A 16,908-nucleotide genomic window follows, 5' to 3' on the forward strand; every position below is an offset into this window, starting at 1 on the left:
GACCGGTCGTCGACATCAAAATGTCATCAGAGACGTCTAAATTGGCTCAGGTATTGCTGACCTAGACCAACATAACCGCAATCGCAGCGTTGAAAACGCCCAAAGGAGCTTCGGATGAAACAGCTTTTCCTGGCCTCACTGTTAGGCTCGACCATTGCCATGTGTACCGCCGCGATGGCGGCTGATAGCGATTTGAAAACCCTGGAAGCCGCGGCGAAAGCGGAAGGAGAGGTCAACAGCGTCGGCATGCCCGACAACTGGGCCAACTGGAAAGGCACCTGGGATGACCTGGCCAAGAACTACGGCCTGAAACATATCGACACCGACATGAGCTCGGCCCAGGAAATCGCCAAGTTCGCCGCTGAAAAAGACAACGCCACTGCCGATATCGGTGATGTCGGTGCAGCGTTCGGTCCGATCGCGGTGAAACAAGGCGTTGTTCAACCTTACAAGCCAAGCACCTGGGATCAGATCCCGAGCTGGGCAAAGGATAAGGACGGCAACTGGGCGCTCGCCTACACCGGCACCATCGCATTCATCGTCAACAAAAAGTTGCTGCACGGCTCCGACGCTCCGACCAAATGGGCTGACCTCAAGAACGGCAAATACAAAGTTTCCATCGGTGATGTGAGCACCGCAGCCCAAGCCGCCAACGGTGTTCTGGCTGCCGCGCTCGCCAATGGTGGCAATGAGAAAAACCTCCAGCCGGCGCTGGATCTGTTTTCCGAGATCGCCAAACAAGGCCGCCTGTCGATGGCTAACCCGACCATTGCCACCATGGAAAAGGGTGAAATCGAAGTCGGCGTGGTCTGGGACTTCAACGGTCTGAGCTACAAGGCCAAAATGGTCAACCCGAATGACTACACCGTGCTGATTCCATCCGATGGCTCGGTGATCTCCGGTTACACCACCATCATCAACAAATACGCCAAGCACCCGAATGCCGCCAAACTGGCCCGCGAATACATCTTCAGCGACGCCGGCCAGATCAACCTGGCACGCGGTAACGCCCGTCCGATCCGCGCCGAGCATCTGACGCTGCCGGCCGAGGTTCAGGCCCAGTTGCTGCCTAACGAGCAGTACAAAAAGGTCACGCCGATCAAAGACGCCGACGCATGGGAAAAGACCTCCAAAGCCCTTCCGCAGAAGTGGCAGGAAGAAGTCATCGTCAATATGAAGCAGTAATGCGGTAGATCCCCATTTGGGGATCTGATGGAGACCCAATGTGGGAGCGAGCCTGCTCGCGATGAGGGACTGTCAGCCAACATCAATGTTGAATGTCAGACCGCTATCGCGAGCAGGCTCGCTCCCACAAAGGATTGGTTGCGTATTTGAATCATCTGTTTTGCGGAGTTCCAGCCCCTATGAAGCACAACGTCATCCTTGTCGTGCTCGACGGCCTTAATTACGAAGTCGCCCGTCACGCCATGGGGCACCTGCAGGCTTATGTCGGCGCAGGACGCGCGGCGCTCTACAAACTGGAGTGCGAATTGCCGGCACTGTCCCGACCGCTTTACGAGTGCATCCTGACCGGCGTCACGCCGATCGACAGTGGCATCGTCCACAACAACGTCTCACGCTTGTCCAACCAGCGCAGCATCTATCACTACGCCAGCGATGCCGGCCTTGTCACCGCCGCCGCGGCCTATCACTGGGTCAGTGAGCTGTATAACCGTTCGCCGTTTAGTGCGCCGCGGGATCGTCACACCGACGACCCGGACCTGCCGATCCAGCACGGACATTTCTACTGGAACGATCACTACCCGGACTCGCACCTGTTCGCCGACGCCGAAAACCTGCGCCTGCGTCATGCGCCGAACTTTTTACTGGTCCACCCCATGAACATCGACGACGCCGGGCACAAGCACGGTCTCGACACCTCGCAGTACCGTAACAGCGCCCGCTCGGCCGACATTATTCTGGCCGACTATCTGCAAACCTGGCTCGACGCCGGGTATCAGGTGCTGGTGACCGCCGACCATGGCATGAACAACGACCGCTCCCACAACGGCTTGCTGCCGGAAGAACGCGAAGTACCGCTGTTCGTCCTCGGCGACGCTTTCAGCTTCAATGCCAACGCCGCACCGAAACAGACTGAAATCTGCGGCACCGTCTGTGAACTGCTGGGTGTGCCCCACGACAAACCTGTGTGCCGGGAGCTGCTCAAGTGAACACCATGAAGCGCGGAAAATGGCTGGCAGCCTTGTGCCTGGTGCCTTTTGCACTGTTCTTTATCGTGTTCCAGATCGCGCCGCTGTCCTGGGTGATGATCAACAGCCTGCAATCGGAAGAGTTCGGCTGGGGCATCGCCAACTTCACCAGGATCTTCAATTCGAAGTTCTATCTGCAGGCGATCCAGTTCAGCCTCGAGATCAGTTTCTGGTCCAGCGTGTTCGGGATCATCATCGCGGTGCTCGGCGCCTACTCCCTGCGCCGGGTCGACTCGAAACTGCGCAACTTCGTCAACGCCTTCGCCAACATGACCAGCAACTTTGCCGGCGTACCTTTGGCCTTCGCGTTCATCATTCTGCTGGGCTTCAACGGCAGCTTCACCATCATGCTCAAGCAGGCGGGGATCATTCAGGACTTCAACCTGTATTCGAAAACCGGGCTGATCATTCTCTACACCTACTTCCAGATTCCGCTCGGCGTGCTGCTGCTCTACCCGGCCTTTGATGCCCTGCGCGAAGACTGGCGTGAATCCGCCGCGCTGCTCGGCGCCAATGGCTGGCAGTTCTGGCGGCACATCGGTTTGCCCGTGCTGACCCCGGCGCTGCTCGGTACATTTGTCATCCTGCTGGCCAACGCCCTGGGGGCCTACGCCACGGTGTATGCGCTGACCACCGGCAACTTCAACGTGCTGCCGATCCGCATCGCAGCGATGGTTTCCGGCGACATTTCCCTGGACCCGAACCTGGCCAGTGCCCTGGCCGTGGTGCTGGTGGCGTTGATGACCCTGGTGACCATCGTGCATCAGTTGCTGTTGAAGAGGAGCTACCATGTCTCGCGCTGAACTGGGCCCCGTCGGGGTCTATCACCGGGTGGTGGTGTATTTGCTGTTTGCCATCCTGTTGCTACCGTTGCTCGGAACGCTGATCTACTCGATCGCCAGCAGTTGGTCGGCGACCATTCTGCCCAGTGGCTTCACCGTTAAATGGTACGTGGAGCTGTGGAGCGATCCGCGGTTTCTTCATTCGTTCGGCCAATCGCTGCTGGTCTGCGTCGGCTCGCTGATTCTGTCCGTGGTGCTGATTCTGCCGTTGCTGTTTGTGGTGCATTACCATTTTCCGAAACTCGATGCGCTGATGAATATCCTGATCCTGCTGCCCTTCGCAGTGCCGCCGGTGGTGTCGTCGGTGGGTCTGTTGCAACTCTACGGTTCGGGGCCGTTCGCGATGGTCGGGACGCCGTGGATTCTGATCGGCTGCTACTTCACCGTGGCGCTGCCGTTCATGTACCGGGCGATCACCAACAACTTGCAGGCGATCAACCTGCGAGACCTGATGGACTCCGCCCAACTGCTCGGTGCCAGCACCTGGCAAGCGGCGTTCCTGGTGGTGCTGCCAAACTTGCGCAAAGGTTTGATGGTGGCATTGCTGCTGTCGTTCTCGTTCCTGTTCGGTGAGTTCGTGTTCGCCAACATCCTCGTCGGGACCCGCTACGAAACCCTGCAGGTCTACCTCAACAACATGCGCAACAGCAGCGGCCACTTCACCAGTGCGCTGGTGATTTCCTATTTCTTCTTTGTGCTGGTTCTGACCTGGGCTGCCAATATTTTGAACAAGGACAAAAGCCAATGAGCTTCGTCAGCGTCCAACACCTACTGAAAAGCTACGCGGGCACCACGGTGTTCAGCGATATCAACTGTGAAATCCAGAAGGGTGAGTTCGTCACCCTCCTCGGCCCGTCCGGTTGCGGCAAGTCCACACTGCTTCGCTGCATCGCCGGGCTGACCTCGGTGGACGGCGGCAAAATCCTGCTCGATGGCCAGGACCTCGTTCCGTTGAGCCCGCAGAAACGCGGGATCGGCATGGTGTTCCAGAGCTACGCGCTGTTTCCGAACATGACCGTCGAGCAGAACGTCGCCTTTGGTTTGCGCATGCAGAAGGTCAACGCCGACGACAGCCACAAGCGTGTTGCCGAAGTACTGAAACTGGTGGAACTCAATGACTTCGCCGCGCGTTATCCGCATCAACTGTCCGGCGGCCAATGCCAGCGAGTCGCCCTCGCCCGCTCGTTGGTGACCCGGCCTCGCCTGTTGTTGCTGGATGAACCGCTGTCGGCCCTCGATGCGCGAATTCGCAAGCACCTGCGCGAGCAGATCCGTCAGATCCAGCGTGAACTCGGCTTGACCACGATCTTCGTCACTCACGATCAGGAAGAAGCCCTGACCATGTCCGACCGAATTTTCTTGATGAATCAGGGAAAGATCGTACAGAGCGGCGACGCCCAGACCCTTTACACTGCACCCATCGATATCTTTGCCGCTGGTTTCATCGGCAACTACAACCTGCTGGACGCCGACAGCGCCACAAAACTGCTGCAGCGACCGATTACCCACCGCATCGCGATTCGCCCGGAAGCCATCGAACTGAGCCTCAACGGCGAACTCGACGCACAAATCCGCAGCCATAGCCTGTTGGGCAACGTGATTCGCTACCGGGTCGAAGCCAGGGGCGTGGAATTGGTGGTAGATGTGCTGAACCGCTCGGCGGCCGATTTGCATCCCGATGGTCAGCGTCTGGCGCTTTCCATCGATCCGACGGCCCTGTGTGAGGTAGCCTGATGACTTTGCTGATGTTGAAGAGAGAACCGCACTGATGGCCCTGGCAATTTTTGATTTGGACGAAACCCTGATCCACGGCGACTGTGCCACACTCTGGAGCGAGCAAATGGGTCGCCTGGGTTGGGTCGATCCCGAGTCGTTCATGCGTCAGAACAATGAACTGATGGACGCCTACAGCCACGGCAAACTGCGGATGGAGGAGTACATGACCTTCAGCCTGGAGCCGATGATCGGGCGCACCCCCGAAGAGGTCGACCATTTGGTAGGGCCTTGGGTGGAAGACTTCATCGAGCCGATCATTTTCAGTGACGCCACCAAAGCCATTGCGGCCCATCGCAAGGCCGGCGACCGGATTTTGGTGATTTCGGCGTCGGGCACGCACTTGGTCAGGCCGATTGCCGATCGTTTGGGCATTGACGAGATTCTCGGCATCGAGCTGGAAGTGGCACATGGGGTGTTTAGCGGCAACACCGTTGGCACGCTGACCTACCGCGAAGGCAAGATCACGCGTTTGCTGGAGTGGCTGGATGCGCAAGAGGAAAACCTGGAAGGCGCCAGTTTCTACTCCGACTCACGCAATGATTTGCCGTTGCTGCTGAAAGTAGATTTCCCACACGTGGTAAACCCGGATCCGGTACTGCTTGAACACGCCGAAAAGGCCGGCTGGCCGATCCATACCTGGAAGTAACCACGCGCCCCTGTGGGAGCGGGCCCTGTGGCGAGGGGATTTATCCCCGTTGGGCTGCGGAGCGGCCCCGGCATTTCAAAGTTAAAGCGCGTTTACGACTGCTTCGCAGCCGAACGGGGATAAATCCCCTCGCCACAGGGCCCGCTCCCACAGGGATCAAACCAGGCTTTCGTCGATCACCAACACCAACTTTCCCGACACCTTATTAGTTGCCAACTCCGCAAACGCCGCTTCGGCGTCCTTGATCGGGAAGGTCTTGGCCAATTGCGGGCTCAAACGCCCTTCGGCAAACAGCGGCCAGACATGTTGGCTGAGATCGCTGAACAGATCCGCCTTGAACTGTTCGTCGCGACTGCGCAAGGTCGAACCCAGCAGTTGCACGCGCTTGGCCAATACCTGCGCCAGATCCAGCTGCGCCTCACGACCGCCCATCAGGCCGATCAGCACCCAACGACCATCGAGCGCCATCAGTTTCAGATTCAGCGCGGCATAGTTGCCGCCCACCGGGTCGAGAATCACATCGAACGGCCCCAGGTCACTCAAGCTGTCCAGATCCCCGTTGCGCACAACCCCACCTTGGGCGCCCAGCGCTTCGCAGTAAGCCAAACGCTCGGCGGAACCGACGCTGACCCAGCACGGGTTACCAAACGCCTTGCACAGCTGAATGGCAGCTGAACCGATTCCACTTGCTCCGGCGTGCAGCAGAACTTTCTCACCCGGCTTGAGCGCAGCCAGTTGAAACAAATTCAGCCAAACGGTCGCATACACTTCTGGCAGCGCTGCCGCCTCCGCCAGGGACAAACCTTCGGGAACCGGCAACACATGCCGTCCGTCGACAACTACCTCCTCGGCCATCCCGCCCCCGGCCAGCAAGGCGCAAACCCGATCCCCGACCTGCCAGGACGAGCCCGGCCCCACCTCGCTGATCACCCCCGAACACTCAAGACCCAGTACCTGACTGGCTCCCGGCGGTGGCGGATAAAGACCCGCCTTCTGTAACAAATCGGCGCGATTGAGACCCGCAGCCGCCACTCGAATCCGAACTTGTCCTACATCGCATGTAGGACTGGGCTCTTCAACCCACTCCACTCGACCTTCAACGCCTTGCAATGCTTTCACAGTGCCTCCATAGTGAGTCTGGACTGAGCCCGTAGCTGTAGCGCCGGGCTTTCTTGCATTATGCGACCGGCCCTTGGGTCTGTACGAAAGCTAACAGGCAGTTTCCATACAGAGACTAGTGGTACCGGCGACTTCAAAGACGGCCTAATATGCGTGATCAATTGTCCCCGCGTCGAATCAGCATGAAGCATTTTTTCCCCAGCACCGCCCTAGCCCTATTCATTGGTATCGGTCTGTTGCCGATGTCGACCAGTTCGTTTGCAGCCAATAGCTGGGACAAGCTTCAGCCTGATCGTGACGAAGTGATCGCCAGCCTGAACGTCGTCGAATTGCTGAAGCGCCATCACTACAGCAAGCCGCCGCTCGATGACGCGCGCTCCGCGATCATCTATGACAGCTACCTCAAACTGCTGGACCCGTCGCGCAGCTACTTCATGGCCAGCGACATTGCCGAATTCGACAAGTGGAAAACCCAGTTTGACGATTTCCTCAAAAGCGGCGACCTGAATGCCGGGTTCACCATCTACAAGCGCTACCTGGACCGCGTCAAAGCGCGTCTGGACTTCGCCCTTGCCGAGTTGAACAAAGGCGTCGACAAGATCGACTTCACCACCAAGGAAACCTTGCTGGTCGATCGCAAGGACGCCCCTTGGCTCAAGTCCACCGCAGAACTCGACGACCTATGGCGCAAACGCGTCAAGGACGAAGTCTTGCGGCAGAAGATCGCGGGCAAGGACTCCAAGCAGATTCAGGAAACCCTGACCAAGCGTTACAAGAATCAGTTGACGCGCCTGGACCAGACCCGTGCGGAAGATATCTTCCAGGCGTACATCAATACCTTCGCCATGTCCTACGACCCGCATACCAACTATCTGTCGCCGGATAACGCGGAAAACTTCGACATCAACATGAGCCTGTCCCTCGAAGGCATTGGCGCCGTGTTGCAGAGCGACAACGATCAGGTGAAAGTCGTACGTCTGGTACCTGCCGGCCCGGCCGACAAGACCAAAATGGTTGCACCGGCCGACAAAATCATCGGTGTTGCCCAGGGCAACAAGGAAATGGTCGACGTGGTCGGCTGGCGCCTGGACGAAGTGGTCAAGTTGATCCGTGGGCCCAAAGGCACCGTGGTGCGCCTGGAAGTGATCCCGGCCAGCAATGCGCCGAACGACCAGACCAGCAAGATCGTCCCGATCACCCGCGAAGCGGTGAAGCTTGAAGACCAGGCGGTGAAGAAGTCGGTCCTCAACCTGAAACAGGACGGCAAGGACTACAAGCTCGGCGTCATCGAGATCCCTGCCTTCTACCTGGACTTCAAGGCTTTCCGTGCTGGCGATCCGGATTACAAGAGCACCACTCGCGACGTCAAGAAACTGCTGACCGAGTTGCAGAAAGACAAGGTCGACGGCGTGGTCATCGATCTGCGCAACAACGGCGGCGGCTCCCTGCAGGAAGCCACCGAGCTGACCAGTCTGTTCATCGACAAAGGTCCGACCGTTCTCGTGCGTAATGCCGATGGTCGGGTCGATGTACTGGAAGATGAAAACCCGGGGGCCTTCTACAAAGGGCCGATGGCGTTGCTGGTCAACCGCTTGTCTGCCTCGGCTTCGGAAATTTTTGCCGGCGCCATGCAGGACTATCACCGCGCATTGATCATCGGTGGCCAGACCTTCGGTAAAGGCACCGTGCAGACCATTCAGCCGCTGAACCATGGCGAACTGAAACTGACGCTGGCCAAGTTCTATCGGGTTTCCGGCCAGAGCACCCAGCATCAGGGCGTACTGCCGGACATCGATTACCCGTCGATCATCGACACCAAGGAAATCGGCGAAAGCGCACTGCCTGAAGCCATGCCGTGGGACACCATCCGCGCGGCCATCAAGCCTGCGGTCGATCCGTTCAAACCGTACATTTCGCAGCTCAAATCCGAGCATGACGTACGCTCGGCCAAAGACGCGGAGTTCGTGTTCATCCGCGATAAACTGGCCCTGGCGCAGAAACTGATGACGGAAAAAACCGTCAGCCTCAATGAAGCCGATCGTCGTGCACAACACGCCGATATCGAAGCCAAGCAACTTGCCATGGAAAACATCCGTCGCAAGGCCAAGGGTGAAGAGCCGCTCAAAGAGCTGAAGAAAGAAGACGAAGACGCGATCGCGGCCGAGCCAGACAAGACCAAACCAGAAGACGATGCCTACCTGAGCGAGACCGGGCGGATTCTGTTGGACTACCTGAAACTCAATACCGCGGTAGCCAAGCACTAAGTTGTAATAAGCAAGATGATGGCAATTTAATGCTGACGCTCTCCGGAGCGTCATCATACAGTCATCATTCTGTCGTGAAATAAAGGACTGGGAGCTCCTCTTTACCCAAGAGAGTGCTCCCAGTCCTTTTTTTATCGCCAGAGAAAGCCATGACCACCACAGAACAGCTGAGTGCCTTGAGTTCCATATTGACTCAAAGCGGTTTGCACAGCTTGTTCCAGCCGATCATTTCCCTCTCTGAACGACGTATTGTCGGTTACGAAGCCCTCAGTCGCGGCCCCTCCAACAGTCCGCTGCACTCACCCCTCGCACTGTTCGCCGTTGCCCGTCAGGCCGGCCGCCTGAGCGAGCTGGAAATCGCTTGCCGTCAAAGCGCCTGCCGACGCTTCAATGATCAGCAACTGCCCGGCAAACTGTTCCTCAACGTTTCCCCTGAATCCCTGCTCGAGGCCGCCCACCAACCCGGGCGCACCCTGCAACTGCTGCAGGATTTCGGTATACCGCCGAACCAGGTGGTGATCGAACTGACTGAACAAACACCCACCGACGATTTCGAGCTGCTGCAAACCGCTCTGCATCACTATCGAGCGATGGGGTTTTCCATTGCCCTGGACGATCTGGGCGCAGGCTATTCGAGTTTGCGGCTGTGGTCTGAATTGCGTCCCGACTACGTGAAGATTGATCGACACTTCATCGACGGCATTCACCAGGATGCCCTCAAGCGCGAATTTGTCGGCTCGATCCTGCAAATTGCCAAGGCCTCACGGGCGCAAGTGATCGCGGAAGGTATCGAGCTACCAGAAGAACTCGCAGTGTTGACCGAGATGGGCGTGGATCTGGTTCAGGGTTATCTGCTCTGCCGCCCCCAGGAACATCCACCTCGTGATGCCCGAACCTTGATGCCCAAACGGGAAAGCACAGCGGTGGCATTGAATGATGAAGTCAGCGACCTTAGCGCTTTGCTCAACGACCAACCGGCAGTGGGTCGCGATACCCCGACCGCCACCGTCCTGGAAGCCTTTCGCCGCCAGGCCAACCTGAACTCCCTGGCGGTGCTCGACGAGCAAGGCCAGCCCTGCGGCATCGTCCACCGGCATTCGCTCTCCGATGCACTGCTCAAGCCTTTTGCTACCGACCTGTTCGCCCGCAAGCCGATCAGCCGTTTAATGAGTGATGACTTCCTCGCCGTTGAGATGAGCCAGTCGTTGCAACAAGTGAGTCGCCTGATCACCAGCCGCGCGCGGCAGCGCATCGAAGAGGACTTCATCATTACCCTCAACGGCGGTTACCTGGGGCTGGGCCGAGTGATCGACGTACTTAAACTGATTACCGAACTGAAGATCCAGCAAGCCCGTTACGCCAACCCGCTGACCCTGCTGCCGGGCAACGTGCCGATTCAGCAATGCCTGTCGCGACTGCTGCAACAGCAACGGGAGTCGGTGATCTGCTACGTCGACATCGACAGTTTCAAACCCTTCAACGACATCTACGGCTACGGCCGTGGGGACGAAGTCCTGCTGTGCCTGGCGCAATGCCTGAATGATCGCGTCGACCCTTCCCGCGACTTTGTCGGCCATATCGGCGGTGATGACTTCCTGCTGGTGCTCGGCCCGGAAGACTGGCGCAAGCGCTTGAACCAGTTGCTGGACGACTTCCAGAGCCAATGCCGACGCTTTTATCGCAGCGAACACCTGGAAGCCGGCTGCTTCATCGCCCCAAACCGTCAGGGTGTGCGTCAGGAGTTCGCGTTGCTGTCACTGTCGATCGGCGTGGTGCATTTACATCCACAGGCCTGTGGACAACTCGATGCAAGCCAGTTGGCGGAGATGGCATCGCAGGCCAAGCATCACGCGAAGAATGTGCCGGGGTATAGCGTGCATGTGATTGATAGTCTGGCGGTGCCGGGTGAGGATTTGCTCGTAGGACAGCGGTGATTGATCTGACGCCTTCGCGAGCAAGCCCGCTCCCACAATTCAATCCCATTTCTTCTAGACTAACTCGGTTGAATTGTGGGAGCGGGCTTGCTCGCGAAGACGCCAGTTCTGCCAACTCAGATTGAGGGCGGTGTCTCGGAACCGCGAGCCGCCAACTCTTTCAGTTTGATCTCGGCCAACGGATGTCCTGCTTTGGCGGCCATCTCCCAAAACCGCGCAGCTTCAACCGCGTCTGGCGCCTTGCTCGGCGTCCCCGCCAGACTAATCACGCCCACCTGATACGCCGCTTTGCCATCCCCCGCCAACGCCGCCAGGCGCAGCAAGCGCACGCCCTCTTCGCGAGCGCCAAGGCCGACGCCGCGAAAGGTCAGGATGTGGCCATAGAAGCTCTGGGCGCCAACATCACCCAGGTTCGCCATGCGTGCGAACTGGCCTTCGAGCCAGCTCCAGCCACGCGGCTGACGCACAAACCATGACCAGTGAAACAAGCGGCGAGCCAGCCAGTAGCTGGCCCGCGCCTTGAGTTTTAAAAACACTCAGGCCTCCGCCGATTCCGGGTACTCATATTCGAACACACGCACCACTTCCGAGGCATGCCAGGACGCTGCGGCGACCCCATCGGACGGCCCGGAGAAACGCCCCAGACGCTCGACACATTCAAAAAATCCTGTGCGCGGCAGGCGGCTGGCGCCCTGGCTGATCACCAGGGAACTGCGCAATGGCTGCTCGGCCTTGGCGTCCAGCGCGGCCAGATGTTCAAGGGCGGCGGTCAAGGTTTGCATGGCCGGTGTGGGCAGTTGCAAACGTTCAAGCAACGCCCGGTATGTCAGAAGATGACGCTGGCGGCGTGCCTGATCCAGTTCGCCCAGCAACCCGTCCCAATGTTGACGACTGATGCGTACGCTCACGATTCATCCCTCCACCCTGGCACCGTCAACTCCCAGGCCAGGCTGCGGCGAATCGCAGCGTCGGGTAGACGCTCGCCACTTTCGATCAAGGCCAGATAAGACGGGCTGATGCCTACCGTGCGGGCCAACGCCTCGATGGCGATGCCCTTCCCTTCGCGCAAACTGCGTAGTTGATCCAGACCCGGAAGAATCTGGTCTGGTGTTGCCGCCTGACGCTCTGGGGCGACCCGCGGCGGTTGTTCATTGATGCCTGCTGCTTTTAGTAGAGCCTGATATTGAGCCCATGGAAGAACCGCATACTCGGGCTCTCCTTCGCGTGTAATTATCTGAATATCCATGACTACCCCGTAGGACAACAACACTTAGCGAGTCGGCACTTTTCCCTAGAAGTGTAATCCTAACAGCGGCCAAGGTCGCGGGGGTATCAATCTATGGATGAGATTGAATCAGTTCAGTTTTTTTTCGGACCCTGAAGTTGAAGTTGCTCCGGGGTATCGGGCAGGCGTTCAACCACTGCAAGCTTTTCCGGCAACTGACGCTTGCGCCAGGCGCGGAAGGCGTTGAGTTCATCGTCGAGAACTTTCATCAGCCAAGCCAGCACCGCGATGTCATCGAGCATGCCGAACACTGGAATGAAGTCCGGAATGGCATCAATGGGACTGAGGAAGTACATCAGGCCTGCCACCACCGATATCAACGCTGTGGGGCTGATAGCTCGATACTCACCGCGCCAGTAAGCCAGGCAGAGTGCCTGCAACAGGCGTAGATCATCCTTGAGCTTGCCCAGCCGATTACCCTGGCTGGCACCTTTGCTGGCTACCGCGAAGAGCAAGGTCGGCAAACGTCCACGCGCGAGCAGGCGTCCAGCCAGAGGCAGGAAACGAGCGAAATTCCAGGGTGTTTTCATCATTTCCTCCCACTGAAATGTTATCCACACAAATTGTGGATAACCTTGTGAACAGAGCTGCTTTTCATGGCTGAAAGCCCCGTTTCATAAGGGCCCAACTCAGATCGGGCGTTTTTTACTCACATAAAAAAACCCAAGAATTCATTGACTTGGCGCTCTGGCGCGGCTAGCGCAGGCGTCCTCAATGGCTATGACTCCAGCCTACAGCATCCGTTCGCTTTGTTTACCTTCGCTAAACGCCAGATGCAACAACGCCCCGCATAAGCGAGGCGTTGTTTTTAAAGCAGACACTGATTACTTGGCAGTAGCGTCTTGTTTTGCCGGATCCTTGATCGCCAGCAGTTCCAGGTCGAATACCAGCACCGAGTTGGCTGGAATCGCCGGGCTTGGGCTTTGGGCGCCGTAAGCCAGTTCGCTAGGGATGTACAGTTTGTACTTCTCGCCAACGTGCATCAGTTGCAGGCCTTCGACCCAACCCGGAATCACACCGCTGACCGGCAGATCGATCGGGCTGCCACGCTCGACGGAACTGTCGAAAACGGTGCCATTGGTCAGGGTGCCGGTGTAGTGAACGGTCACTACGTCGGTCGGCTTAGGCTGCGCGCCATCGGCTTTCTTGACCACTTCATACTGCAGGCCCGAAGCGGTAGTGGTTACACCGGCTTTCTTGGCGTTTTCTTCGAGGAATTTCTTGCCGGCAGCTGCCGACTCTTCGCTCATTTTGGCCATACGCTCTTCAGCACGCTTTTGCAGTGCTGCGAAGGCTTCGACCAGTTCGTCATCCTTCAGCTTCTGTTCTTTCTTGCCGACGGCATCTTCGATGCCTTGGGCTACGGCTTTGGAGTCCAGATCATCCATGCCTTCCTGAGCCAGGCTCTTGCCCATGTTCAGGCCAATCCCGTAGGAAGCTTTTTGCGCCGGGGTTTTCAGCTCTACGCTGGTCTGCGAATCACAACCCGCAAGTACCAGGCTAACCAGGGCCACCGCCGCCGCCAACCGATGCTGTTTCATGCTATTTCCTTGTTCATGCGCCTAAAGGGCAATCGAATAAAGCCGCGAGCTTATCAGGCGGCCACGACCAATGGCTACCGGCATGAGAGCAGGAAACTTCTGATAAGTTCAGGGGTTTTAACGCATTTCGGGAATGGGCTGATGAAGCTTCTGTCATCTTGCGCCCACAGAGACGGGTACCGGATCCCCCTGCATCTGGCGTAATGGCCACTTGCCGCACCTCAGATGCTGAGGCATAAGGAAGCTATAAATCGACAAGGACGTTTATCTTGCGCCTCTTCTTCCGCTTGCTGGTTCTGTTCGCAGTCCTGCTGGGGCTGTGCCTCGCCGTGGCTCTGTATTACGTCGCCAACCCGAAATTGCCGGCCTGGTCACCCGTGCAGCAAGTGCATTACCTGGAGCAATGGAGCACCGCCGACCGTGAGACTTACTACTTCACACCTCAGGGTACCGAGGTCAAAGGTTTGCACTATGACTGGTTCAATGCCCTCGAATTACCGTTCTCGCAACAGCGATTCGCCGCTCCCGAATACCTCGCCCGCTTCGGTTTTCTGATCGACCCCAACCAGCGAGCCACCCCGAACAACCCCGGTAATCTGCCCGTGGGTTTTGCCCGTCATCAGAACCCTGGAAGCCAGGACGAGTTTCTGGACATTACCTGCGCCGCCTGCCACACCGGCGAACTGCGCTTTAACGGCCAGGCCGTGCGCATCGATGGCGGTTCGGCACAGCACGTTCTGCCCTCCAGCGTTCCTACGTTACGCGGAGGAAGTTTCGGACAAGCGCTGGTAGCGAGTCTGACGTCGACTTACTACAACCCGTGGAAATTCGAACGTTTCGCACGCAACGTATTGGGCCAGGACTACGATGCCCGGCATCAACAACTGCGCAAAGACTTCAAAGTCTCTCTCGACACTTTCTTGAAGGTGGCCTGGAACGACACCCATCGCGGGCTCTATCCCACCGAAGAAGGCCCCGGCCGCACCGACGCTTTCGGGCGCATTGCCAACGCCAGTTTCGGCGATGCGATTTCCCCCGCCAACTACCGTGTGGCCAACGCCCCGGTCGACTATCCGCAACTGTGGGACATGTGGACCTTCGATTGGGTGCAGTGGAACGGTTCGGCGCAGCAACCGATGGCCCGCAACATCGGCGAGGCCCTGGGCGTGGGCGCCACGCTGAATTTTTTCGACGCTAACGGCCAACCGCTTAAAGGAGACGCCCGTTATCCGTCCAGTGTCCGCTTGCGCGATCTGCACCTGATCGAACAAACCCTGCAACGGCTCAAACCGCCAGCCTGGCCGGAAGAATTGCTGGGCGCCGTCGACAAAACCCAGGCCGCAAAAGGTCGCGAATTATTCACCGAGAACTGCGCTGGCTGCCATGTACCTCGATCGGTCCAAAGCGAAGGGCGCTGGGTGCAACATCTGAAAATGCTGCCCGTGGAGTTCATTGGCACAGACCCGGGCGCGGCCGATAACATCGCCGACCATCGCTTCGACCTCACCGCCCTGCAATGGGACCCGGCAGAGCTGGCGCAACTGGATGTTCAGTTGCAGCCGACGCCTGCGGAATCGCTGGATTTGAGCAAGCTCTCATCGGCTAAAGGGTTGGCCTACATCACCGCTTTCGTCGGAAACCGGGCCTACCGTGATGCAAACATTCCTACGGCCGAACGACCGGACATGGATGGCTTCGGCCTGCCGATTGGCGTGCGCGAATTGCGCGCCTACAAGGCGCGACCATTGGCGGGAGTCTGGGCCACTGCACCGTTTCTGCATAACGGTTCGGTGCCGAGCATTTATCAGTTGCTCTCGCCTCAGGATGAACGCGCAACCACCTTCTATAAAGGCACTTTCGAGTACGACCCGAGGCACCTCGGCTATCGCACCGAGGCCTTCGCCAATGGCTTTATGTTCGACACACGCATCACCGGCAATCACAACAGCGGCCACGAGTTCCGGGCAGGCACCCGTGGCAACGGCGTCATCGGTCGCCTGTTGCAACCAGAAGAGCGCTGGGCGCTGCTGGAGTATCTGAAAGTGTTGGGCGGTCCGTTAGAGGCTCAATTGCCATGAGCCGACTCTGGATGCGTTTAGGCGTCTTTCTCGGCAAAACCCTAATGTGGTCGCTAGGCCTTGGATTGCTCGCTTGGGCGTTGGCCACGGCGTGGTTCGCCTGGCAGCACAGCGGCCCGGTTTCGGCTGAAGAACTGATTCCGGATGGCGAATCAGCGATGACCCAAGACATCATCCAGACGGCCGTGCGCATTGTCGATCAGCACCGTGAAAGCACCCGCTATCTGCGCGACGCTCATGCCAAGGCCCATGGCTGCGTGAAGGCCGAGGTTCAGGTGCTGCCGGATCTGGCGGGCGAACTGCGTCAGGGTGTGTTCAACGAACCCGGCAAAACCTGGCAAGCGACGATGCGGCTGTCCAACGGCAATGCCTACCCGCAGTTCGACAGCATCCGCGATGCACGGGGCATGGCAATCAAGTTGCTCGATGTGCCCGGCAAACAACTGCTGCATGACCAACAGAGTCGTGGTGAACAGGACTTCGTGATGTTCAGCCATCCGAATTTCTTCGTCAGCGATGTCTCCGAGTACCGTCAGAATGTAGCCGCACAGGCTGACGGCAAGAAGCTGATGGCGTTCTTTCCGGGTTGGGACCCGCGGACCTGGCAGGTTCGCCATCTGTTTATCGCGCTGGCGACACTGTCACCCGCCCCGCAAAGCCCGACCCAGACGACTTACTTTTCAGTTTCGCCCTACAAATTCGGCGAAGCCAATGCCAAGTTCCGCGTCATGCCCGATCCGGCAAGCTGCCCGATTTACACCCTGCCTGCGCAAAACCAGAAGTTGCCGAACTTCCTGCGCAATGCGCTGAACCAGCAATTGTCGACCGACCGGATGCCGGCCTGCTTCGTCCTGCAGATTCAGCGCCAGGACCCGGCCAGGTACATGCCGATCGAAGACACGAGCATTGAGTGGCAGCAAAACGATGCTCCGTTCGAGACCGTGGCGCAGATCAAAGTACCCGCCCAGGACTTCGATACGCCTGCTCTGAACGTGCAATGCGATAACCAGTCGTTCAACCCGTGGTTTGGCCTTGAGGCCCATCGCCCCATTGGCGGCATCAACCGGTTGCGCAAAGCCGTGTACGAAGCCGTGAGCGACTACCGACACAGCCGCAACGCCGAACGATAAGAAGGCATAACGAAAGAAAGCGACCCAAAGGTCGCTTTCTCGGTGGAGCCTCGGCAAAAGCCAAACCCCAGACAGCAAAAAGC

The 16,908-nt window shown here is 58.2% G+C and carries 16 protein-coding genes; 10 read left to right on the top strand and 6 right to left on the bottom strand.

The features are described from left to right. Positions 1-114: 114 nt before the first annotated feature. From DFS28_RS28055 to DFS28_RS28080, 6 genes are all read left to right on the top strand, one after another. Positions 115-1,185, top strand: a complete 1,071-nt coding sequence (locus tag DFS28_RS28055) for an ABC transporter substrate-binding protein (protein ID WP_111452377.1) — start codon at positions 115-117, stop codon at positions 1,183-1,185. A gap of 179 nt (positions 1,186-1,364) precedes the next feature. Then, positions 1,365-2,171, top strand: a complete 807-nt coding sequence (locus tag DFS28_RS28060; RefSeq protein ID WP_111452378.1) for an alkaline phosphatase family protein — start codon at positions 1,365-1,367, stop codon at positions 2,169-2,171. 5 nt (positions 2,172-2,176) lie between these two features. Then, positions 2,177-3,013, top strand: a complete 837-nt coding sequence (locus DFS28_RS28065; RefSeq protein WP_165934027.1) for an ABC transporter permease subunit — start codon at positions 2,177-2,179, stop codon at positions 3,011-3,013. Beyond that, the gene (locus DFS28_RS28070; RefSeq protein WP_008145853.1) at positions 3,000-3,800 is read left to right on the top strand and encodes an ABC transporter permease; all 801 of its coding nucleotides are present in this window, start codon (positions 3,000-3,002) and stop codon (positions 3,798-3,800) included. The genes DFS28_RS28065 and DFS28_RS28070 overlap by 14 nt, the downstream gene beginning before the upstream one ends. Beyond that, positions 3,797-4,786 carry an ABC transporter ATP-binding protein gene (locus tag DFS28_RS28075; RefSeq protein ID WP_008145851.1) on the top strand — a complete coding sequence of 330 codons (990 nt, stop codon included), beginning with the start codon at positions 3,797-3,799 and terminating at the stop codon, positions 4,784-4,786. Before DFS28_RS28070 ends, DFS28_RS28075 begins: the two co-directional genes overlap by 4 nt. Before the next feature lie 34 nt (positions 4,787-4,820). Further along, positions 4,821-5,474 (top strand): HAD family phosphatase, encoded by a 654-nt coding sequence (locus DFS28_RS28080; RefSeq protein WP_111452379.1) that lies wholly within the window; start codon positions 4,821-4,823, stop codon positions 5,472-5,474. A 156-nt stretch (positions 5,475-5,630) separates the two neighbouring features. Here the strand turns inward: DFS28_RS28080 and DFS28_RS28085 are convergent, their stop codons facing one another. Continuing rightward, complete coding sequence (locus DFS28_RS28085; protein WP_111452380.1) at positions 5,631-6,593, bottom strand: zinc-binding dehydrogenase; 963 nt, start codon at positions 6,591-6,593, stop codon at positions 5,631-5,633. Between the two features lie 182 nt (positions 6,594-6,775). On the opposite strand from DFS28_RS28085, the gene DFS28_RS28090 reads away from it, so the two are divergent. Then, entirely contained in the window at positions 6,776-8,857 is a 2,082-nt protein-coding gene (locus DFS28_RS28090) for a carboxy terminal-processing peptidase (protein WP_165934026.1), read from the top strand. 149 nt (positions 8,858-9,006) lie between these two features. Then, complete coding sequence (locus DFS28_RS28095) at positions 9,007-10,791, top strand: bifunctional diguanylate cyclase/phosphodiesterase (RefSeq protein ID WP_111452382.1); 1,785 nt, start codon at positions 9,007-9,009, stop codon at positions 10,789-10,791. A 116-nt stretch (positions 10,792-10,907) separates the two neighbouring features. Here the strand turns inward: DFS28_RS28095 and DFS28_RS28100 are convergent, their stop codons facing one another. The 5 genes from DFS28_RS28100 to DFS28_RS28120 all read right to left on the bottom strand — a co-directional run bounded on the left by DFS28_RS28100 (position 10,908) and on the right by DFS28_RS28120 (position 13,617). Further along, positions 10,908-11,327, bottom strand: a complete 420-nt coding sequence (locus DFS28_RS28100; RefSeq protein WP_111452383.1) for a sel1 repeat family protein — start codon at positions 11,325-11,327, stop codon at positions 10,908-10,910. Beyond that, a complete protein-coding gene (locus DFS28_RS28105; RefSeq protein ID WP_003223109.1) occupies positions 11,328-11,699 on the bottom strand; it encodes a hypothetical protein in 372 nt (123 codons plus the stop codon). It lies immediately after the preceding gene. Continuing rightward, positions 11,696-12,037 carry a helix-turn-helix domain-containing protein gene (locus DFS28_RS28110; RefSeq protein ID WP_024164567.1) on the bottom strand — a complete coding sequence of 114 codons (342 nt, stop codon included), beginning with the start codon at positions 12,035-12,037 and terminating at the stop codon, positions 11,696-11,698. The genes DFS28_RS28105 and DFS28_RS28110 overlap by 4 nt, the downstream gene beginning before the upstream one ends. Positions 12,038-12,150: 113 nt before the next feature. Beyond that, positions 12,151-12,606, bottom strand: a complete 456-nt coding sequence (locus DFS28_RS28115; protein WP_111452384.1) for a YkvA family protein — start codon at positions 12,604-12,606, stop codon at positions 12,151-12,153. Between the two features lie 294 nt (positions 12,607-12,900). Then, entirely contained in the window at positions 12,901-13,617 is a 717-nt protein-coding gene (locus tag DFS28_RS28120; protein ID WP_111452385.1) for an FKBP-type peptidyl-prolyl cis-trans isomerase, read from the bottom strand. A 269-nt stretch (positions 13,618-13,886) separates the two neighbouring features. Between DFS28_RS28120 and DFS28_RS28125 the strand changes: the two genes are divergently transcribed. Then, the gene (locus DFS28_RS28125; RefSeq protein WP_111452386.1) at positions 13,887-15,695 is read left to right on the top strand and encodes a di-heme-cytochrome C peroxidase; all 1,809 of its coding nucleotides are present in this window, start codon (positions 13,887-13,889) and stop codon (positions 15,693-15,695) included. Further along, a complete protein-coding gene (locus DFS28_RS28130; RefSeq protein ID WP_111452387.1) occupies positions 15,692-16,825 on the top strand; it encodes a catalase family protein in 1,134 nt (377 codons plus the stop codon). Before DFS28_RS28125 ends, DFS28_RS28130 begins: the two co-directional genes overlap by 4 nt. Positions 16,826-16,908 lie beyond the last annotated feature (83 nt).

The organism is Pseudomonas sp. 478, from assembly GCF_003254125.1.
Classification (GTDB): Bacteria; Pseudomonadota; Gammaproteobacteria; order Pseudomonadales; family Pseudomonadaceae; genus Aquipseudomonas.